Genomic DNA, 20,494 nt, shown 5'->3' on the forward strand with positions numbered 1-20,494 from the left:
CTATCCGCATGTCTTCCACTTTCCGTTCGGGCCTTTTTTCTCGACTCGAAAGGAGGTAATGGTTTTGTTAAATTTGTCGAGTAATCGGTTACCGATTCCTTTTGCCTTGGGTTCATTCGTTTTTGACAGCACGCCATCTTTCAACCCTGTCTCTTTATAGTCAACGTCAGAAATATCCTTATGATTGTTGAGCATGCTGACCCCTTCATTGTTGACTGTGGCCACTACCCGATACTGTTCCTTTCCAGGGTTGAAGCCGGGGTTGCTGTCATGATTGACCCAGATGGCTTTCTCACCCCTAATATTCGGAACCAAGCCCCCCTTACCGCCGTTGGCAGCCTTAGAGGCGACAGTTTCGCTTTTGCCCATGTAGCGAATGATTTCGTCCTCTTTTAGTCCGAGCGGATCGATCCAGGTGAATGGATTCGGTGCATAGCGATAAAGATTGAGGCTTCCTGTCAGACCCAACGGGTCGGGGCTGGTGAAGCGTCCTATGTCTGGGTCATAGAAACGAAAGGTGTTGTAGTGCAAGCCTGTTTCCCGGTCTAGGTACTGCCCCTGGAAACGCAGGTTCTGTTCCTCAATAAAGTAGGGCTCGCGGGTCTCATCGACTGTGTTGCCCCAAACCTGAAACTCTGCATGCCATAGCGGGTGACCGTCACTTTCCGTCAACGCGTGGGGCAGTCCATTGGGATCGTTGTGGTAGTAACGAATTCGTTGACCTTCACCAATACCATCGACCCTAGCCAGGGGCTCGTGACCATTATTGAGGTAGAGGTACAGGCTGATTTGACTATTTTTATGCTCTTTCAGTAATTGCAGGCCGTCCCAGTCGAAGCGGGTGTGGCCTATGAGCTGCCCTTTGCTGTTATGTTCGGTTTTCTCAATCCGTCGTCCCAGCGGGTCATAGCGCATTCTGACTACGCTTTCTCCCTCTGGTTTTTGCGTTCGGACTTCGATCAGCCGGTGATCAGTGTCATAGCTAAAATGCTGTAAACCGTGTCGTCTGCTGGATTTTTCAATCACTCTCCCGAACCCGTCGTAGCAGTACCGCTTATCCTGATAAGTGATCAGTTGGTTATGCGCTACCTGCTCTGTAGAACCGGATGAGCTGTCGAGAAGATTGGCAGCGGCATCGAAGCAAAATGATTCGTTCTGAGTTTGGCGGCCTCCCTGGGTTGCACGGATCCGCCCTGTCATATCGTAGTGCAGCAGTTGGCGTTGTTGTCCTTGTGGGCCCCGTTCGAGACGACCCACAAGATGGTCGCTGGGATCGAACTCAAAATGTATTTGTTCGGGCGCTGGCATCAAGGCCGCTAGGCTGGCATGCCGATGTTGGCGAGTGCGTAAGCGGCCGCTGCGGTCATATTCGCTTCGCGTACTGATGTGGCCTTGTGTCCGGATGACCTCTCGATACAGTCGATCATGCTCGAAGTCGCTTATTACATGGCCGTCGAGATTTAGCTGATGCAAATGGCCACTGCCATAGTGCAAGCGGTTAATCCGGCGGCCATCAGGCAATTGCGTCTGGATTAGATTGCCGAGTTCATCATAGTGATGCTTCAGGTTCCCGGCGGTGCTCTTTTCTTCGGTGAGATAACCCCGCGCGTCATAAGTGAAGCCCACTCGTTGTTGGTTGCCGTCGTTATCGATAGCGATTGCTTCGACTAACTGGTTCAACGGACTGTAGCGGAAGCAGGAGTGTCCATCTGGTGTGATTCGGGTTGTCAGTCGGCCCATCGCATCCCGTTGCAGATGCTGGACGATAGTTTTTTCATTGGTCTGCTGACCTGTTCGCATCGCCGCGATGGTCTCGACTCTGTTTACGTTATCGAGGGCATCGTATGTATAACGTTTCGCGCTGCCATCAAGGTTACGCTGCTCCGTCAACCGATCCCCATCATCCCAGGCAAACCGGTAACGTTCCCCGTTCTCGTTGACCAGCGCTTGCAGCCGACCAAAGTTGTCATACCCGAACTGCACTTGCCGGCCATGGGCATCGGTGCGTTGGCGCACCTGGCCCCGGCGGTTGTGTTGATAGCGCGTGGTGTGGCCGGCCGGGTCGGTATAAGCGGTCAGTTGGCCGCTGATATCTCGTTGGTACTGCTCGCTACGGCCGTCGGGTAATTGGCTGCTGAGCAAGCGGCCTTGGGCGTCGTAGTGGAATTGGGTACGTTCGCCGAGGGCGTCGGTGATGACTTGCAAAAAGCCCTGCTCGTTGTAGCTGAACCGGGTCGGGTACCCCGAGCAATCGATGTGCTCGATCAGTTGCCCGAACGGGTTCCAACGCAGCTTTTTGCTTTTACCCGTGGCGTCGATGATCTCGACGACCTGGCCATGGTCGTCATAGCGATAGCGGGTGACATGGCCCAGCGGGTCAATGGCGGCGGTGCAGTTGCCGCGCTGATCATAGCGGTAGCGCCAACTGTTGCCGGCGGCGTCGGTTTGCGCCAACGGCAGGGCCCAGTGCTCCAGCCATAACGTCGAGTCGCTGCGCCCCAGGGGGTCGGTTTCGCCGATGAGGTTGCCTGCCTCGTCGTAGCTGTATTCATAGCGGCCGCCCTGTGGGTCGGTGGCGTTGAGCAGTTGGCGCTCGTCGTTCCATTCGAACAGCCAGGTCTGGCCGAGGTTGTCGCTGTAGAGGGTGATCTGGTGTTGGCTGTTCCAGTGCCGGGTGCTGACACGCTGCAAGCTGTCGGTAATGCGTGTGGTGCCGGCCTGCAAGTCATAGTCGAACCGGTAGGCATCACCTTCATTGGTCCAATGTTTGACCACGCGCCATTCCAGACCATCTATCAGGGCCCACTCATAAAAGCAGTGCAAGCCGCTGGGCAGCTGGTGCTCCACCATGCGTTGCCCGGTGTCATAGGCAAAGCGCCTTTGCACTTGGCCGCTGGCATCGCGTACCTCGGCCAGGTTGCCGATGGCGTCGTAATCGTAGCTTGCGAGTACTTCTCGGCGTTGATCGGGGTAGACGCGCTCGATGCGGGTCACGTGGAGTGGGTCGCGAATCAGTTCGACCTGAGTCAGGTCGAAGGTGTCGCGCAGCCGCACCAGGCCGTCGGCCTCGTCATAATCGAGATAGATGCGGTTGTCGTTACGGTCACCCAATTGGCTCAGGCGCAGCAGCGACGGGTTTGTCGGGGTGGGCTCGAACAAGCGGTACGCACCGTCGTCGCTTTCGATCAACAACTGCCCATTGCGGTTGCGCCGTACAGCAAGCCCCTCACCGGCGCTGAACACCGCGCCGCCCAAAGGAATGGTGCCCATATCGATGGGGCGCCCCTGTTCGTCGGTGTAGACCAGGGTGTCGCCGCCTTCGGGATGGGGCCGGATTTCGACGCACACTTCGTAGGCAACGCTCCAGCCCTTGCCGAACAGCGTGTTACGGCGTTCATCGCGGCTGTTGTAGAAGCGCTGCCAGTCAATCGGCAACAGGCCGGGTAGGACGAAATCCAGTTCGTCATCGCCGCCGAGCACCTTGGCCCCAGTGGCCGCATGGACCGGGTTCGACGAGCCCATGGCGGCGTTGGCCGCCGCGCCCATCGCACTGCTCACAGCCATCGACGCCGCCGCGCCAGCCAACATGCACGGCAATTTGCTGAAGAACTTGCCCTTGCCGCCCTTGAGCATCAGCAGCACAGTCACTGCCAACCCGACCCCCGGGGTTTTGCCGCTGCGAATCTCACGCACCACCACCGAGCCGCCGCCGATGGTGACGTCGGGGGAGATCAGGCCGGAGGACACCACTTTCGCATCGCAGGTGCTGCGATCGCCGCTGCGCACCGCGGGCTGGCCGTTGATGGTCACCTTGTCCGAGCCTTCGGCCATGAACTGCGGCGGCATCGGTGGGTGCTTCATGCAAAGCACCAGGTCTTCGGGCTTAGTTTCTGTACCTGGCGCAGGCGAAGCCACGGTGGGGCGCCACATCTGTGAGAAGAACTCGCCGGCCATGTCCAGGTAACTGGCTTCGGCTTCAGGCTCTTCTTCCGGAGCCTGCATTTCCAACTCCGTGCCGGCCGGTGCTACATGGGAAACAACCGCCCCGGCAGCACGGGCAGAGGGGATGTTATTGGTAAAGGTATCGAGGGATCCTGTGAGGATATTGGCCTGTACCGTCGGTGGGAACAGCGCGTTGCCGATGCCCTCGCATAAATTGCTCAGGCCCTTGTCGGCTCCGGTCTTGCTCATCGCGAGGCCCACCACCACGCCGACTACTGCGCCCAGCAGGAAGCACCCCAACCCGCCCGTGACAACGGTGATCCCGGTGGCGGCCACCACCGCCGCCGTGGCCAGTGCGGTAATCGCGATGTTCGCCGCCACCTCCAGCACGCCGCCGAGAATGTCGGCCATCATCGAGGTATGGTCGAGCGCATCGCCCATCCGGGCCGCCCAAAGTGCGTCAGACATGCAGGCCGCTCATCAAAGCGCGTCGAACGACAGCGAGTTCTTGATCAACGCCCAATGCGCCGCCTCGGCATCACCCAGCTTATCCGCCTTCACATAACTCAACGCGAGCATCTTGCGTGTGCCCGGTATCACCAGGGCCAACTGATACTGGAACACCTTGTCATTGCCCTTGTTGAACTGGCTGCGCAGCTCGATGCCTTCGACCTCTTGCGCGGCGCCCAGGCGCACATCGACACCCGGTTGGTAGCGCAAGTCCTGCACCTGTTTTTCCAGGCGCTGGAGTTGGTCGTTGAAGTTGCTGTGCAGGGTTTCGCCTTCGGCCAGCAGGCTGCGGCTGACGATCAGGGACGTGCCCAGTTCGGGGAACTTGAGGATGTTGATCGTCGCGTCCTGCAACTCACTGGCGGGCAGTTGAAACTGGAATTCGTTGATTCGGTACGTCATGGCAAACAGGTCTCGTCAGGAGCTTTTAGGTGCGGGGAACGCTGCCTTGATATTGGCGTCAATGGCGCCTTTCTGGCCTTGGCCATCGGGCGTGGCGCCGGGGCCGCCGCCGTTGTTCAGGTGCAGCACGCCGCCGGTGTTGAACTCGGCATCGCCGCTGGCGTGGAAGCTGATATTGACGCCGCTCAGGTTGATCTGCCCGCTGGCGTTCAACTCCAGAATGCTTTTACCGCAGACCAGACGTAGGTTTTCGCCCACTTCAATCACGTAGCTCTGGCTGATACTGTCGGTTTTCCTCTTGCCCACAGAAAGGATGTCTTCCTGCTTGACGATGCGCACACGGTTATTCCCAATCGTCACCGTCTCGTTGTGCCCAATGCTCTTATTGCGGTCATGCCCTACTGAGTGACTTTCGTCCACTTCGACGACGATGTCCTGGTTACGCTCGGCATGGATGTACAACTGCTCCAATCCCTTCTTGTCCTCCATGCGGATTTCATTGAAGTTGGCCGGCGTGCCGCCCTTGCTCGAACGGCTTTTCATGCCGCTCTGGGTCGCGTTTTCCGGCAGATCGTAGGGTACGGTCTGCTCAGCGTTATACACGCGCCCCGTAATGATCGGCCGGTCGGGGTCGCCTTCGAGGAAGCTGACAATCACTTCCTGGCCAATCCGTGGAATCTGCATCGAGCCCCAGTTCTTGCCAGCCCAGGACTGCGATACGCGAATCCAGCACGAGCTGTTTTCGTTGGATTGGTCGTGGCGGTCCCAGTAGAAGTGCACCTTTACGCGGCCGTACTGGTCGGTCCAGATCTCCTCGCCTTTGGGGCCCACAACCAAGGCGGTCTGCGGGCCTTTGACGATGGGGCGGTGGGTGTTGGCCAGCGGGCGGAAGCTTTGTTGGGCGTCGATGCAGGTCAGGCTGCTTTCGAACTGCGCCGAGCCCGAGCCGCCGCCGCTTTCCAGGCTTTCCTGGACGATGTAATAGCGACAGCCGACGATCAGGTATTCGCGGTTCTGGTCCTGGCGGCTGAAGCCGGTGAGGCTGAACAGGTGGCCAGAACCTAGCCCGCGCGCGTTGCCGGCGAACTCGATTTGCTCATGCAGGGTTTGCAGGGCTTCGATGCGGGTGCGCGCGTAGTGTTCGCCGTCGGCGCTTTGCACGTAGGTGCCGGGGTAGTCGTACAGCGGGTAGTCGCCGGCAGTATGCGGGCGCGGCATGGCCGAGCGCACGTCGATGCTGGCGCTGGGGCGCTGGAAGTCGTAGTCGTTGAGCTCCAGGGAGCCCGGTTGCACTTCCTGCGCCAGGTGCCAGTTGTGCATGTGGTCGCGTTCGCGCTGCTGCTCGTCCTTGGGGTAATACGGGATAGACGCGTAGCCTGGCACCGTGGTGTGGGCGCCATAGGCGTCGGCCAGCACCAGCACGTGACGGTCCTGTTCATGGCGGAAGAAGTAGTAGATGCCTTCCTGCTCCATCAAGCGGCTGACGAAATCGAAGCTGGTCTCGCGGTACTGCACGCAGTACTCCCACTCGCGGTACGGCCGGCTCAGGGCGTCTTCGAAGTCGGAAAAACCCAGGTCGCGGAACACCTGCTTGATGATCTGCGGGATGCTCAGGTTCTGGAAGATCCGGCAATCGGAGGTGCGGCTGAGCAGCCAGAACCACGGGCGCAGCGTCACCTGATAACTGGCGAACTGACCCTGATCGATGTTCTGGCTGCAACGCGCGACGATTCCGTGGAAGTGCCGCTCACCACCGTCCGCCAGTTGCACGCCGACGCTCATCGGCTTGCCCAGCAACTGGTTGAGGTCGATGTTGGCGTCCAGGGACGTCAGTTGCAGCTCATAGTTGAACAGTCGGCCCAGCTCTTCGCCGCCGCCCATTTCATTGAGCAGCAGCACATCCGGCCCGAGGGGGCTGGTGATCTTGGCCAGGCGTGAGGCTTGGTTGAATAGCATCGGGCGTCTCGAAAATGACTAAATAACTGAAGAAACTGAGTTCAAATGTGGGAGGGGCTTGCCCCCCGATAGCAGTGTGTCAGTTGAGGTATCAGGCGACTGATTCACCGCCATCGGGGGCAAGCCCCCTCCCACACTTAAACCGCATTCCAACAGTCGTTATTCGGCGTCGCTGAAGTCGTAGTGCAATTCATTATCCCGGCTGCTGATGCGCACACCCGCCAGCGCCTTGCCCTCAAGCATGCGCGTGAGGAACTCACGGCTCATGTCCGGCAGCAGGCTGTTGGTGAGGATGGTGTCGATCATGCGTCCGCCGCTTTCGGTTTCGGTGCAGCGCGAGACGATCAGGTCGACCACCGCGTCGTCGTAGTCGAAGGCGACCTTGTGGGTATTCTCCACGCGCTTCTTGATGCGGTTGAGTTGCAGGCGGGTGATCGCCTTGAGCATCTCGTCGCTCAGCGGGTAGTAGGGGATCGTCACCAGGCGGCCGAGCAAGGCAGGAGGGAAGATCTCCAGCAATGGCTGACGCAGGGCCTTGGCGATTTCTTCCGGCTCGGGGATGTTCGCCGGGTCTTTGCAGACGCGGGAAATCAGCTCTGTACCGGCGTTGGTGGTCAGCAGGATCAGGGTGTTCTTGAAGTCGATCACCCGGCCTTCGCCGTCTTCCATCACGCCTTTGTCGAACACCTGGAAGAAAATTTCATGCACGTCCGGGTGGGCTTTCTCCACCTCGTCCAGCAGCACCACGCTGTAGGGTTTACGCCGCACTGCTTCGGTCAGCACGCCGCCTTCGCCGTAGCCGATATAGCCCGGTGGCGCGCCCTTGAGGGTCGACACCGTGTGAGCTTCCTGGAACTCGCTCATGTTGATGGTGATCACGTTCTGCTCACCGCCATACATGGCCTCGGCCAAGGCCAGGGCGGTTTCGGTCTTGCCCACGCCGGAGGTGCCGGCGAGCATGAACACGCCAATCGGCTTGCTCGGGTTATCGAGGCCGGCTCGGGAGGTCTGGATGCGCTTGGCGATCATCTGCAGGGCGTGGTCCTGGCCGATGATGCGTTTCTTCAGGTGCTGGTCGAGGTTAAGCACCGTCTCCAGTTCATTGCGAGCCATGCGGCCCACCGGGATACCGGTCCAATCAGCGACCACCGAGGCCACGGCTTGGTAATCCACGGTCGGTAGGATCAGCGGAGTTTCGCCTTGCAGCGCGGTCAGTCGCTGTTGCAGATCGACCAGTTTCGCACGCAACTCATCGCTCTCGTTGTTACCCGCATCGCTGTCCACAACCCCGGCCTTTTCACGCAGGGTGGCACGGGTGGCGAGCAATTCATCCACCAGGGTTTTCTCTTCGGCCCAGCGGCTTTCCAGGGTCGCCAGGCGCTCACGCTCGGCGCTTAACAGGGTTTCGCTGTTGCTCTGGCGCGCACCAATGTCGATGCCGATGGCATGCTCGCGGGCGATGATTTGCAGCTCGGTTTCCAGGGCTTCGATGCGGCGGCGGCTGTCGTCCACTTCGGCCGGTACGGCGTGCAGGCTGATGGCGACGCGGGCGCAGGCGGTGTCCAGCAGGCTTACGGATTTATCGGGCAACTGGCGCGCCGGGATATAGCGGTGAGACAGCTTTACCGAGGCTTCAAGGGCTTCGTCGAGGATCTGCACCTGGTGGTGTTTCTCCATGGTCGATGCCACGCCGCGCATCATCAGCAGAGCTTTGTCTTCCGACGGTTCAGCAACTTGCACGACCTGGAAGCGGCGGGTCAGCGCTGGGTCTTTCTCGATGTGCTTCTTGTACTCGGCCCAGGTGGTGGCTGCCACGGTACGCAAGGTGCCACGGGCGAGGGCAGGCTTGAGCAGGTTGGCTGCATCACCCGTCCCGGCGGCGCCACCGGCACCTACCAGGGTATGGGCTTCGTCGATAAACAGGATGATCGGCTTGGGCGAGGCCTGGACGTCTTCGATGACCTGGCGCAGGCGCTGTTCAAACTCGCCTTTCATGCTGGCGCCGGCTTGCAGTAGGCCTACATCGAGGCTGCGCAGTTCTACGTCTTTCAGTGCAGGCGGCACGTCACCGGCGACGATGCGAAGGGCGAAACCTTCGACCACGGCCGTCTTGCCGACGCCGGCTTCACCGGTGAGGATCGGGTTGTTCTGGCGGCGGCGCATGAGGATGTCCACCAGTTGGCGGATCTCTTCGTCACGGCCGACGATAGGGTCGAGCTTGCCGCTGCGAGCCTGTTCGGTCAGGTCGACGGTGAAACGCTTGAGGGCTTCCTGTTTGCCCATCGCACTCGGTGCCATGGCGCCGCTGGCCTCGCCTGGAACACCGGCGTTAAAGCCGTCGCTGGCGCTCAAGGCGTTTTCCGGCGAGTCGCCGACGTATTCGTCAAAGCGTTCGCTCAGGGCTTCGGCCTTGATCTTGTCGAACTCAGACGACAGGCCGAGCAACGCATGGCGCAGGCTTGGGGTCTTGAGGATGCCCAGCACCAGGTAACCGGTGCGCACCTGGCTTTCGCCGAACATCAGGCTGCCGTATACCCAGCCGCGCTCCACGGCTTCTTCCACATGGGACGACAGGTCGGTGATCGACGTCGAGCCACGCGGCAGGCGGTCCAGGGCTTCGGTGAGGTCACGGGCCAGGCGCGCCGGCTCGACGTTGAACTGGCGGATGATGCGGTGCAGGTCCGAGTCCTGCAGTTGCAGCAACTGGTGAAACCAGTGGGCCAGCTCCACATACGGATTGCCCCGCAACTTGCAGAACACGGTGGCGGCTTCGATGGCCTTGTAGGCCACGCTGTTGAGTTTGCCGAACAGTGCGGCGCGACTGATTTCACCCATGCTCTGGATTCCTTGAGGTAGTGGCTTGATCGGCGTAATGCCGGGCCAGGATTAGGTCGTTGGCGTCATGCTCGGGATTGCCGAGCCAGGTGTTAAAGCCCAGGCGGAACTGGCCATTGAGTTGCAGCGCCGGTACTTCGGGTTGTTGCAAAACCAGGTTCAAGTCCCAGTCCAATTCATGGCCCAGGTACTCGGCCACCCACGCCACCAGCTCGTTGAACGGCTGACTGCCGGGCAGCATGCCCATGTAGTCGTCCAGCTTGAGCGGGCCCAGGCGGATACGGAATTTGTGCTGGCGGTCCCACACATGGCTGCCCAGGCAAAAGTCCACACCCAGCCGGTTGGCGCTGACACTCACACGGCTGCGCTCTGGCAGTTCCAGCCATTGGCCGACGTATTCTTCAATCTCCACCGGCAGGCCGAAATACTCGCCGAGGATTGCCTTCAAACCGTCTGGGTAACGGGTTTGCGCTGATAAGTGACCGCTGTAATGCAGCTTCGCCGTGTCGGGAATCAGCCCTTGGTTGAGCAGACTCGGCATGCCTCGACCACTTAAGGCGGCGAGGCGTGCAGACCAGTAGTCATCATCCGGTCGGTCATGGCTGACCGTCGGCCGCGCCTCGGCCCAAGCCCGATAAAACAGGCTTAGCAGGCGGTGGTGGAAGACGTCCAGGAACTGCTTGCTGGTGCTGTCAGCATTGTTGCGCTGGCGCTCGCGTACGTACTCGGTGATGTGCAGCGGCAACGGACCGTTCGGGCCGCCGAGGCCAAAGAAGAATTGCTCCAGGCGTGCGGGTTTGCCATCGCCGCCGGGGTCGACCGACGCCAGGGTGGCCGGGGCGAACGTGCAATCGGCCTGTTGCCCCAAGCGTAGCGGGTCGTCTGCCAGGCGCAGGGAATGGCCCAGGCGCGGCAGGTCCGGCGATTCGCACTCGATACGCCGCAGCGCCTGGAAGAAATCGTATTCCCAGGGCTCCTGATGCATCGCATCCAAAGTACTCACAGGGTCGGACGACGCCCGGGCTTGGCTTTCCATCGCATGATCTCGCCGCGTTCGGTGGTACGGATCACCGTCTCGGTAAAACTGTTGATCGACACATAGCGTGCCAGGAAGCGTTCCAGCACCGCACCGAGCAGGAACACGCCGGTACCGCGAAACGCGTTTTCATCGAACTCCAATGTGATCTCAAGACCGCGGCCAAATACGATCGGTCCGGGCATCGGCAGGCGCCGGGTGACGGCCTTGCTGCTGACGTCGCGCAGACCTTCGATCTGCAATTGCAGGGCGGCGTCATTGCTGTCGCCATACAGGCGCAGTAATTCGCGCAAGGCACCCGCGCCCTGGCCTTGTTCGCTCAGGGACAAATAGTTGAGCGACAACTGGCTGATCAGGCGCCAGGCCTTGGCGTCATGGGCATGGCTGGCGCGCGGGCGACTTGGGCCGGCGACGCAACGCACGGATAAAACCGGCGCGCTGTCGGAGAGGGTGAAGTCGGTCTTGCCATTGCCCACGCTCATGAACAACGGCAAATCGCGATTCGTGCACAGCGCCGTCACGCCCAGTTGGCGCAGGTCGTGGCCGTAGGGCGCCTGGCGGCTGTCCACCAGGCTGACGAAGGTTTCGCTGCCCACGTAGGTAGAGCGTGGGCCATTGCGGCGTTGGTCGCTGGATAGCACGCGCGGCTCGCGACGCACTGTGTAGTACGCCTGGTCGCGGCCATAACGGGATGGATCGCGTACTGCATAGAACGGCAAAAATGGCTGCTCTGGCCCAGTACCGTGGCCGGTGATGCCGCTCAGCGAGTGAATCTCGAAATCCATTGGCCGTGTGCGGTCGGCGATCACGTGGTGCTCGTTGACCCGGTCGGACAAGTGGATGCGGTCCACGCGCTTCGGGAACAGGTTGATCGCCGGGGTGCAGAACGGCAGGAATTGCGCCGCGCCGACGCTGCCTTCCAGGCTCGGTTCGTGACGGTCGAACAGCACGATCAGCTCCAGCTCCTGGCCGTCGCAACGTTTGACCGCGCGGCTCAGTTCGGCGAATTCGACGAACAGGAAACGGTGGGGCAGGGCGAAGTATTCCTGCAACAACCGATAGCCCTGGAATGCGCGCGCAACGACCGGCATAGCCGCGTCGGCATCGTCGAAACCCCGGGAGCGCAGTGCGTCCTGGGGCAACCGCTCAACCCAATCGCCACCGGGCTTGCGCGCAAACACCGCGCAGGCGTTGCCCAGCAGTTGTTCGTAAAGGCGGAACGGCTGCTCGTCGGCGCCGCTGAGGTACAGCGGCAGGTTGTCCAGGTCGAGGCTGTTGAACGGCAATTCGGCGCCGGTGCGTAGGGTCAGGCGCAGGCCGGCCTTGGCTTTCGGCTCACTGGCGGCCAGCCGACCGAGTACGGCGGCGGGGTTGCCGAAGTACTCGGCATTGCTGACCTGCAACGGCCACAACGTCACCGGGTGTGCGGTGCGGTACTCGCAGCAGGTCTGGGTTTCGCGGCCCAGGGCGGCACGCAACACGGTATCGCGCGGCAGCGGGAAGCCGCTGGCCAGGGAGCCTTCGTCGGGGTCGGTCTGCAATTGCACCACGGTCATCGACGGCGTCGGCGCCAGGTAGTGCGGGTAAGCGATTTCCAGCAGGTTGTGGGTGAAGGTCGGGTACTCGGCGTCGAGTTTGAGCTGTACGCGGGCGGTGAGGTAAGCGAAGCCCTCAAGCAAACGTTCGACATACGGGTCGGCGCAGTCCATGCCAGACAACGTCAGCCGACTGGCGATCTTCGGGTATTCCTTGGCGAACTCGGCGGCGCTCTCGCGCACGTGATGCAGTTCTTGGTTGTACAGCTCCAGCAGGCGCGGATTCATGGGCGTCTCCGCTGGTCGGCATTGACCACGCGCACGTGGCCGGATTCAAGGTCGAGGTCGGTTTGCAGCAACAGGCGCAACGGCACTGGCTGCGCCCACAGGTCGCCTTCGATCTCGAAACTCAGGGCGTTGTGATTCATCTCGCCATGGCCGACGCGGGCCTTCACCCGCAGGGTATGGCGAAGGATGCGCGGTTCAAAGGTGGCAATCGCCTGGTAGATCAGGGCTTCCAGAGCCTTGATGTCGACACTGGAAACGCTGTTGCCCGCCAATGCAGGTAGGCCGTAATTGACCACCGAGGTACCGGCCGGGGTGTGCAGCGTGGCGTCGGCATCGAGCAACGACGTGGTATTGAGCAGCCACGCCAGGTCGCGCAGCACCGAGGCTTTCAATTGGGTCAGGGACAGCACGCGTTTGTCGGCGCTTTCCTTGGGATTGGTTGGGTCGTCGTCAGTCAGCCGGTCCAGCAAGGACGGTTGCAGACGGTCGCGGGAAGCGATTTCAGTTACCACCAAAGCAGCTCCACGGACGGGTTGTGAGAGGGACGATTGTTCTGAGGGGCAGGGCTAGTGGCCGTGGCATGAGACCACGGCCACCAGGGCTATCAGCGCTTGGTGTTGGAACGGATGTTCCAGCCAAACTTGATTGCACCGCCGTCTTTGGTGCCGTCAGCTTTCTGCGGCTGGTAGTCAACCATCACTTGGGCGAAGTTCAGGGTAACGTTCTCGGTCAGGCGGTCATCGGAGCCCGAACCGCCGGTGCTCAGGGACGTGACCAGCACTTCTTCCAGGTTGATCACCATGTACTCGACCTGGCTTTCACCACCGGCCTTGCGCACAGTCAGCTTGACCTTGTCGATGTGCTTGCCGCTGGCGCAGTGCATCATCAGGTTCGGCGAAGCTTTGTCGACGTACTTGGTCAGCGACAGGTCCTGGATATTCACCTTGCCTGCACCACCACCACCGCCCACGTGCATGTTGCCGGACTGGGCCATGCCCCAGCTCCAGTTCAGTACGTCGATTTCGTCCTTGTGGGCCTTGTCCATGGACTCGCCCTTGATGTCGCCGATCTTGATGAAAATATCAACAGCCATGTTTTCTCCCTGTGTGGCGCTTGCCACTGAATTTGAGTAACTCCAAATGGGCAGTGCCTTTGTGTGGGAGGGGGCTTGCCCCCGATGCAGGCACCTTGGTGTGTCAGTCACACCCCAGTGATGCTATCGGGGGCAAGCCCCCTCCCACAGAAGAGCCAGCTCATCCGTGGGTTAGGCGCTTTTCGCCGAAGGCAGTTTCGATACCAGGCGCAGCGACACGGTCAGCCCTTCGAGCTGGTAGTGCGGGCGCAGGTAGAACTTGGAGTTGTAGTACCCCGGATTGCCTTCGACGTCTTCCACGATCACTTCGGCGGCAGCCAATGGGTGCTGGGCCTTGGTGGTTTCGGTGGAGTGCGCCGGGTCACCGTCGACGTAGTTGAGGATCCAGTCCTGCAACCAGCGCTGCATCTCGTCCTTCTCTTTGAAGGAACCGATTTTGTCGCGCACGATGCACTTCAAGTAATGCGCGAAACGGCAGGTGGCGAACAGGTACGGCAGGCGCGCGGCCAGGTTGGCGTTGGCGGTGGCGTCCGGGTCGTCGTATTCGGCCGGTTTCTGCAACGACTGAGCGCCGATGAACGCGGCGAAGTCGGTGTTTTTCTTGTGCAGCAGCGGCATGAAACCGTTCTTCGCCAGCTCCGCTTCACGGCGGTCGCTGATGGCGATTTCGGTCGGGCACTTCATGTCCACACCACCGTCGTCGGTAGGGAACGTGTGGGCCGGCAGGTTTTCCACTTCACCACCGGACTCCACGCCACGGATGCGTGAGCACCAGCCGTAGTGCTTGAACGAACGGTTGATGTTCACCGCCATCGCGTATGCGGCGTTGGCCCAGGTGTACTTGGAGCTGTCGGCGCCGTCGGTATTTTCTTCGAAGGCGAAAGCTTCGACCGGGTCGGTCTTGGCGCCATACGGCAGACGCGCCAGGAAGCGCGGCATGGTCAGGCCGATGTAGCGCGAATCTTCCGATTCACGCAGCGAGCGCCAGCCGGCGTATTCCGGGGTGGTGAAGATCTTGGTCAGGTCGCGCGGGTTCGACAGTTCCTGCCACGAGCCCATGCCCATCACGGTCGGCGAGGCCGCAGCGATGAACGGGGAGTGCATGGCCGCGCAGACTTTCGACAGCTCGCCCAGCAACTCGACGTCCGGAGGCGACTGATCGAAGTAGTAGTCGCCGACCAGGCAACCATACGGTTCGCCGCCGAACTGGCCGTATTCTTCTTCGTACATTTTCTTGAAGATCGGGCTCTGGTCCCACGCGGTGCCCTTGAATTTCTTCAGGGTCTTGTGCAGGTCCGGCTTGGAGATGTTGAGCACGCGGATCTTGAGCTGCTCATCGCTCTCGGTGTTGTTGACCAGGTAGTGCAAGCCACGCCAGGCGCTTTCCAGCTGCTGGAAGTCCTGATGGTGGATGATCTGATTGACCTGGGCGGTGAGCTTGGCGTCGATGGCGGCGATGATCGATTCGATCGACTTGATCGCGTCGTTGGACACCAGGTCTGTTTGCGCCAGAGCCTGTTCGGCCAAGGTGCGCACAGCGGTTTCCACGGCTTCGCGGGCACGCTCGGTCTTGGGTTTGAACTCTTGCAGCAGCAGGTTGGCGAACTCGCTGGCTTCTTCGGTGGCACCCAGGATCTGGCTGCCTTCGCGGGCGGTATTGTCAGTCATGATTATTGGTCCCCTGCAGGCTTAGGCGCGCTGGCAAGTGCCTGAAGCAGTGCCGGGTCCTTGATTGCCTTCATGATGATTTCTTCAGCGCCGGTCTTGCCGTCCATGTAGGTCAGCAGGTTGGCCAGCTGGGTGCGGGCTTCGAGCAACTGGTTCAGCGAGTCGACTTTGCGCGCCACGGCGGCCGGGCTGAAGTCGTCCATGCTTTCGAACGTGATATCCAGGCTCAGGTTGCCTTCGCCGGTCAATTCGTTCGGTACGTGGAACGCTACGCGCGGCTGCATGGCCTTGAGGCGCGAGTCGAAGTTGTCGACGTCCACTTCAAGGAACTTGCGATCAGCCACTGGCGCCAGAGGCTCGGCAGGTTTGCCGGCGAGGTCGGCCATCACACCCATCACGAAGGGCAGCTGGACCTTTTTCTCGGCGCCGTAGAGCTCGACGTCGTACTCGATCTGCACCCGAGGCGCGCGGTTGCGCGCGATGAATTTCTGAGAACTTTGCTTCGCCACGTTGCTGCTCCTGGTCGCTTGAGCGACGGTGTTGTTACTGCGCAGTCGGGCGGCTTACTCGCCGTCCGGCCCACGCAGGTTTTCAAATTGGGACATGCCATCGGGAATCAGATTGCGCACGATCGCGGCAAAGTCGGCATGCACCAGATTCTTCGCTCGGTTCAACAGCACCGGCAGCGGGCTCGAAGGCTCGTGACGGGTGTAGTACGCAAGGATCTTGTCCAGGCTGCGCAGTACATCATCGCGGCTGGCGATATCGCCGGCCGGGCGCGATGCCGCAGGGGCAGCGGCGTACTCGACCGAGGGGGCATTGTCGTCACTGACGGCCTCGGGTTCGCTGCTGCCTTGGGTGTCTGGAACCGCTTGATTAAGCACTTGCAGCGCCTGCTTGAGCGGTTGTTTCAAGAGGGTCAGGTCCACGCCTTGGGCTGAACCGACCTGGTCGCTGACCTGCTGCTCGATGGCTTCGCAAGCCGCACGCGCGGCGCTCAAGGCGTCGCGGGTGGCTTGCAGGTGTTCGGGGTCGCTGTCGAGGAACGCGGCGTTCAGTTGCTGGGCGCCGAGCTGTTCGTCGGGGAAATTCATCAGGCCGCTGGCATTCAGCGCGGCGCGCAGGCTCACGGGGCCGAAGGTGCGCGAGCGCGTGAGGATGCTTTCGCGCAGCAGGCGAATGGTCGCGTCACTGGTCAGGCCAGACAGGGCGTTGATGCGCACGGTCGGGTCGTTGTCGTCGTCGGCATCCAGGCGCGGGTGCAGGTCGGACCAGTATTCGCGCAACAGGGCGTCGATCAGTTTCAGAACGTCGGCCAGCCCGGCCACACCCTGGAGGGCGAGGGAACTTTGCAGGAGGAAATGGGTGATGCGCAGGTCTTTGCTGCGCTGCAGCAGGTCGAGGCTCTGCTGCTGGATGCTGCGCCAGTCCGGCGGCTCGGCGGGCAGGATGGAATCACCCATGCTGCGCTCAGGCTGGCCCTTGGCATCACGCTCCAGTTGGAGAAATTGCGCGTCATATTCCATGTCTTCGCCACAAGGCGAAGTCGCGGAAACGGCGGTGAGCAGCAACGGCACATCCACTGAAATTGATCTCCCTATCAGCCCGTTATATGGCGGGCAATTCATGCATTAGTTGCGCGAGGAACTTTGCATGTTTTCTTGGTCATATAAGCACGGTGCTACTAATGTGCCATCATTGGTGTTCAAGAAGTTGTGCATTTTTGGTGTAGTAGTTAGGGCTTGTCAAGGTAAGCTATTCGCCCTCTGTGACAGATGTGCGGTGCTTAACAACCTGCGCGACTGGCGGGTCGAACGGCGCACCGGGACAGGATTTTTGTCATAGAGCCCAGTTAAGATCAGCGATCATGCTGGCATCGGCCGGTTGTAGACGGTCGGAGGCACGATCTGATGGGGAACTCGCGGGATTCTCTGTCCCGTGAATCGCTCGCGCGCGAAGTATCAGCAAGGAGGCAAGATGTCGCTGTGTTTGACTATCACTAGTTATCACAAGATTACCCCAGGGCAGTGCGCCGAAAAGTCCATGAACCAGGGCTCGATGGCGATCGGCCGCAGTTCGGATAATGACTGGGTATTGCCTGATCCTGAGCGGCTGGTGTCTTCACAACATTGCGTAATTCAATACAAAGATGGCCGTTATTATTTAACCGATAACAGCACAAACGGTGTGGAGTTGGTTAACGCCGGTGTTCGCATGCGCCGGGGTAATAGCGAGCTGCTGCAAAATGGCGAGCTGATCCGCATCGGCGATTACGAGATTCAAGCGCGTATCGACTTCAACGTTCAGGTCGCCGATAGCCAGCCGTTTGCCGGTGAATCGCCGAATAGCTTTGAAGCACTGATGGGGGCCGTGGTGAACGCTCCGCTGGCGACCCCAGTAATTGCGCCGCAGTTTCAGGGCGCCTCGTCGATGGACACCTTGCCGGACTTGTTCGACTTCCTCAGCCCCACCGCCGTGCCGCCGCCGACCGTGCCGGACCACGTGCCCTGCGAACAACACGACTTCCGTCCGCCGACACCTGTGGCTGTACCGGTGGTCGAAGCGCCCCCAGTGTCGGGCTCGGTGATTCCTGAAGACTGGGACTTGTTCGGCGACGCGCCAGCGCCGTTGGTCAGCGCGCCGCCACCCCCACCTCCAAGCGCGCCGATCATCCCGCCGCCACCCGTGGTCGAGCCTATGCTCCCCGTGGCCGACAGCCAACAACCCGACCTCTTGCAAGCCTTCCTGCGCGGCGCTGGCCTCGACCAGTTGCGTCTGGACAAAGCCCAAGCAGAAGCCCAGATGGAAAGCATCGGCCGCAGCTACCGGCTGATGGTCGAAGGCTTGATCGATGTGTTGCGCGCACGCGCCAGCCTCAAGGGCGAATTCCGCATGCAGCAGACGATGATCCAGCCTGCTGAAAACAATCCGTTGAAATTTGCCCCGAATGCCGAGGAAGCGTTACTGCTTTTGCTTCGTCATGGAAACCAAGCGTTTATGGCGCCGGACCTTGCCGTGCGGGACAGTTTCGACGACTTGCGTGCCCATCAGTTGGCCGTGATGGCCGGGGTGGAAGCCGCAATCAAACACCTGCTCACGCGCTTCGAACCGGCCCAGCTGGAGGAACGCATGGGCAAGCCCGGCGGGCTATCGAGCATTTTCAACGGCTCGCGCCAGGCCCAGTACTGGCAGCAGTTCACCGAGCTCTACAGCAATATTTCCCGCGAGGCCCAGGAAGACTTCCAGGACCTGTTCGGCCGCGAATTCAGCCGAGCCTACGAAGAACACAGCGCACGACAGCGTCGCTAATCGCGGCGCCGCAACAATGGATCAACGGATAGCTAAGTACGTCATTGAGGACGCAGGATGATTCCCAGGTTTTTACTCGCAGTCGCCACCGCGCTGCTGCTGACGGCGTGTGCCAATGACGCCGTCAAACCCGAAGCGGCGGCCGAGGAGCAAGCGGATACTGCTGCGGTCGAGTTGCACTTCCATGCGATTTCCGGGCTTAACCCCGGCCCCAACGGCCAGGCCGCGCCGGTTCGGGTGCGCATTTTCGAGCTGAAAAACGCCGCCACCTTCGGCCGCTCCGACTACTTCGCCCTGGCGGACCGCGCCCAATCTACCCTCGGCCTGGACCTGCTGGACCAAGACGAAGTGATGGTCCAGCCCGGCCAGCAACTGAGTATCCAGCGCGATCTCGACCCGTCCACGCGCCAGATCGGCTTGCTGGTGGGTTACCGCGAGTTGGACCGCGCGCAATGGCGCACGGTGATCAACGTGCCGGCGCGCCAGTACACCGAATACCAGATCAGCCTCGATGTGCGTGCCGTGCGCGCCGACGTCGTGGTTTCCCCATCCAGCCCTGCCCAATAACAAGCAATCGGAGCCCCCATGTCCTGGAACAATCGCGTGGTCTGGTCGGAAGGCATGTTCATCGGAACGCAGCACTTTCAGCAGCATGACCGTTACCTGGAAAACCTGATCGACGCCCGCAGCCGCCCGTTGGCCGCTGGTGCCTGGGGCTTTTCCGAGTTGCTGATCGACCAGGGCCTGCTGGCCCAGGGCAAGCTGGCCATCGTCTCGGCGCGTGGCCTTTTGCCCGACGGCACGCCGTTCAATATCCCCCAGGACGACCTGGCACCAAGCCCGCTGAACATCGACGACAACCTGCGCGATGGCCTGGTCTACCTGGCCTTGCCGCTCAAACGCGCGGGTGCGCGGGACACGGTTGACGAAGGTGAAGCGCTGGAAGCCGCACGTTACGTGAGCCAGGTGCGCGAAGTGCGCGACGACAACGCCCCGTTCGAAAACCGTGCGCCCGTGGCCGTGGGGTCCCGTGCCCTGCGCCTGCTCACTGCCCAGGATGGCATCAGCGATTACGCCGCCATCGGCCTGGTGCGTATCAAGGAAAAACGTGCAGACCGTGCCCTGGTGCTCGACGATACCTACATCCCTCCGGTACTGGACGTGGCCGCGAGCAAGCCGCTGACCGCGTTTCGCAGCGAACTGCTGGGCCTGTTGCACCAGCGCGGCGAAGCCCTGGCCGGCCGCGTGGTCGCCTCGGGCGCCGGTGGTGCGTCGGAGATTGCTGACTTCATGCTGCTGCAATTGGTCAACCGCGCCCAACCGCTTATCCAGCATTTCAGCCAGTTGAGCCCACTGCATCCGGAGCGCTTCTTCAGCGAACTGGTGAGCCTGGCCGGTGAGTTCTCGACCTTTTCCACCTCGGGTCGTCGTCCCCAGGAATACCCGCAGTACCAGCACGATGACTTGGCCCTGAGCTACGCCCCGGTGATGGCGGCTCTGCGTGAAGCGCTGTCGATGTTGATCGATAGCAAGGCCACGCCGATCCCGATTGTCGAGAAAGCCTACGGCATCCACGTGGCGATGCTCGCCGACAAAACCCTGCTCGACAACGCCAGTTTCATCCTGGTGGTGCGTGCCGATGTGCCTGGCGAAACCCTGCGCGGCCGCTTCGGCCAGCAGAGCAAGGTCGGTGCGGTGGAGCACATCCGCGACATGGTCAACCTGCAACTGCCGGGCATTGGCCTGGTGCCGTTGCCGGTGGCGCCGCGCCAACTGCCGTACCACGCGGGCAGCACTTATTACGAGCTGGACCGGGGCAGTGAGCATTGGCAGCAACTAAGCAACTCCGGCGGCTTTGCCTTCCATATCGCCGGGCAGTTCCCGGGCTTGAACTTGGCCTTCTGGGCGATCCGAGGATAA

At 61.0% G+C, this 20,494-nt stretch carries 14 protein-coding genes; 3 read left to right on the forward strand and 11 right to left on the reverse strand.

The features are described from left to right. The 11 genes from ACVWXD_RS25445 to tssA form a co-directional block, all read right to left on the reverse strand. Positions 1–4,410: an RHS repeat-associated core domain-containing protein gene (locus ACVWXD_RS25445; RefSeq protein WP_401380704.1), complete on the reverse strand. Its 4,410-nt coding sequence runs from the start codon at positions 4,408–4,410 to the stop codon at positions 1–3. A 12-nt stretch (positions 4,411–4,422) separates the two neighbouring features. Next, positions 4,423–4,854 carry a DcrB-related protein gene (locus ACVWXD_RS25450; RefSeq protein WP_032884442.1) on the reverse strand — a complete coding sequence of 144 codons (432 nt, stop codon included), beginning with the start codon at positions 4,852–4,854 and terminating at the stop codon, positions 4,423–4,425. Between the two features lie 15 nt (positions 4,855–4,869). After that, positions 4,870–6,810 carry a type VI secretion system Vgr family protein gene (locus ACVWXD_RS25455; protein ID WP_122681902.1) on the reverse strand — a complete coding sequence of 647 codons (1,941 nt, stop codon included), beginning with the start codon at positions 6,808–6,810 and terminating at the stop codon, positions 4,870–4,872. A 159-nt stretch (positions 6,811–6,969) separates the two neighbouring features. Then, entirely contained in the window at positions 6,970–9,645 is a 2,676-nt protein-coding gene (tssH, locus tag ACVWXD_RS25460; RefSeq protein WP_032884440.1) for a type VI secretion system ATPase TssH, read from the reverse strand. After that, positions 9,638–10,681 carry a type VI secretion system baseplate subunit TssG gene (gene tssG, locus ACVWXD_RS25465; protein WP_032884439.1) on the reverse strand — a complete coding sequence of 348 codons (1,044 nt, stop codon included), beginning with the start codon at positions 10,679–10,681 and terminating at the stop codon, positions 9,638–9,640. Before tssG ends, tssH begins: the two co-directional genes overlap by 8 nt. After that, positions 10,645–12,504, reverse strand: a complete 1,860-nt coding sequence (gene tssF / locus ACVWXD_RS25470) for a type VI secretion system baseplate subunit TssF (protein WP_095185221.1) — start codon at positions 12,502–12,504, stop codon at positions 10,645–10,647. The genes tssG and tssF overlap by 37 nt, the downstream gene beginning before the upstream one ends. After that, positions 12,501–13,016, reverse strand: coding sequence for a type VI secretion system baseplate subunit TssE (tssE, locus tag ACVWXD_RS25475; RefSeq protein ID WP_005792513.1), 516 nt, complete (start codon positions 13,014–13,016; stop codon positions 12,501–12,503). Before tssE ends, tssF begins: the two co-directional genes overlap by 4 nt. A gap of 92 nt (positions 13,017–13,108) precedes the next feature. Beyond that, positions 13,109–13,597: an Hcp family type VI secretion system effector gene (locus tag ACVWXD_RS25480; protein ID WP_017735732.1), complete on the reverse strand. Its 489-nt coding sequence runs from the start codon at positions 13,595–13,597 to the stop codon at positions 13,109–13,111. Between the two features lie 171 nt (positions 13,598–13,768). Beyond that, positions 13,769–15,265, reverse strand: coding sequence for a type VI secretion system contractile sheath large subunit (tssC, locus tag ACVWXD_RS25485; protein WP_032884437.1), 1,497 nt, complete (start codon positions 15,263–15,265; stop codon positions 13,769–13,771). Between the two features lie 2 nt (positions 15,266–15,267). Further along, positions 15,268–15,774 (reverse strand): type VI secretion system contractile sheath small subunit, encoded by a 507-nt coding sequence (gene tssB / locus ACVWXD_RS25490; protein ID WP_010207547.1) that lies wholly within the window; start codon positions 15,772–15,774, stop codon positions 15,268–15,270. A gap of 54 nt (positions 15,775–15,828) precedes the next feature. Further along, the gene (tssA, locus tag ACVWXD_RS25495; protein WP_099601763.1) at positions 15,829–16,848 is read right to left on the reverse strand and encodes a type VI secretion system protein TssA; all 1,020 of its coding nucleotides are present in this window, start codon (positions 16,846–16,848) and stop codon (positions 15,829–15,831) included. Positions 16,849–17,242: 394 nt separating this feature from the next. Between tssA and tagH the strand changes: the two genes are divergently transcribed. The 3 genes from tagH to tssK are packed head-to-tail and all read left to right on the forward strand — an operon-like array spanning position 17,243 to position 20,494. Then, complete coding sequence (gene tagH, locus ACVWXD_RS25500) at positions 17,243–18,574, forward strand: type VI secretion system-associated FHA domain protein TagH (RefSeq protein ID WP_179179744.1); 1,332 nt, start codon at positions 17,243–17,245, stop codon at positions 18,572–18,574. A 57-nt stretch (positions 18,575–18,631) separates the two neighbouring features. Then, the gene (gene tssJ / locus ACVWXD_RS25505) at positions 18,632–19,141 is read left to right on the forward strand and encodes a type VI secretion system lipoprotein TssJ (RefSeq protein WP_122681905.1); all 510 of its coding nucleotides are present in this window, start codon (positions 18,632–18,634) and stop codon (positions 19,139–19,141) included. A gap of 18 nt (positions 19,142–19,159) precedes the next feature. Then, positions 19,160–20,494, forward strand: coding sequence for a type VI secretion system baseplate subunit TssK (gene tssK / locus ACVWXD_RS25510; protein WP_095185217.1), 1,335 nt, complete (start codon positions 19,160–19,162; stop codon positions 20,492–20,494).

This window comes from Pseudomonas sp. TE3911 (assembly GCF_054062775.1).

Bases quoted from the DNA above. Each gene is read 5' to 3' on its own strand.
- ACVWXD_RS25450 (WP_032884442.1), bottom strand. From the start codon at position 4,854: ATGACGTACCGAATCAACGAATTCCAGTTTCAACTGCCCGCCAGTGAG.
- ACVWXD_RS25480 (WP_017735732.1), bottom strand. From the start codon at position 13,597: ATGGCTGTTGATATTTTCATCAAGATCGGCGACATCAAGGGCGAGTCC.
- tssG (WP_032884439.1), bottom strand. From the start codon at position 10,681: ATGGAAAGCCAAGCCCGGGCGTCGTCCGACCCTGTGAGTACTTTGGAT.
- tssH (WP_032884440.1), bottom strand. From the start codon at position 9,645: ATGGGTGAAATCAGTCGCGCCGCACTGTTCGGCAAACTCAACAGCGTG.
- ACVWXD_RS25455 (WP_122681902.1), bottom strand. From the start codon at position 6,810: ATGCTATTCAACCAAGCCTCACGCCTGGCCAAGATCACCAGCCCCCTC.
- tssK (WP_095185217.1), top strand. From the start codon at position 19,160: ATGTCCTGGAACAATCGCGTGGTCTGGTCGGAAGGCATGTTCATCGGA.
- tssJ (WP_122681905.1), top strand. From the start codon at position 18,632: ATGATTCCCAGGTTTTTACTCGCAGTCGCCACCGCGCTGCTGCTGACG.
- tagH (WP_179179744.1), top strand. From the start codon at position 17,243: ATGTCGCTGTGTTTGACTATCACTAGTTATCACAAGATTACCCCAGGG.
- tssF (WP_095185221.1), bottom strand. From the start codon at position 12,504: ATGAATCCGCGCCTGCTGGAGCTGTACAACCAAGAACTGCATCACGTG.
- tssC (WP_032884437.1), bottom strand. From the start codon at position 15,265: ATGACTGACAATACCGCCCGCGAAGGCAGCCAGATCCTGGGTGCCACC.
- ACVWXD_RS25445 (WP_401380704.1), bottom strand. From the start codon at position 4,410: ATGTCTGACGCACTTTGGGCGGCCCGGATGGGCGATGCGCTCGACCAT.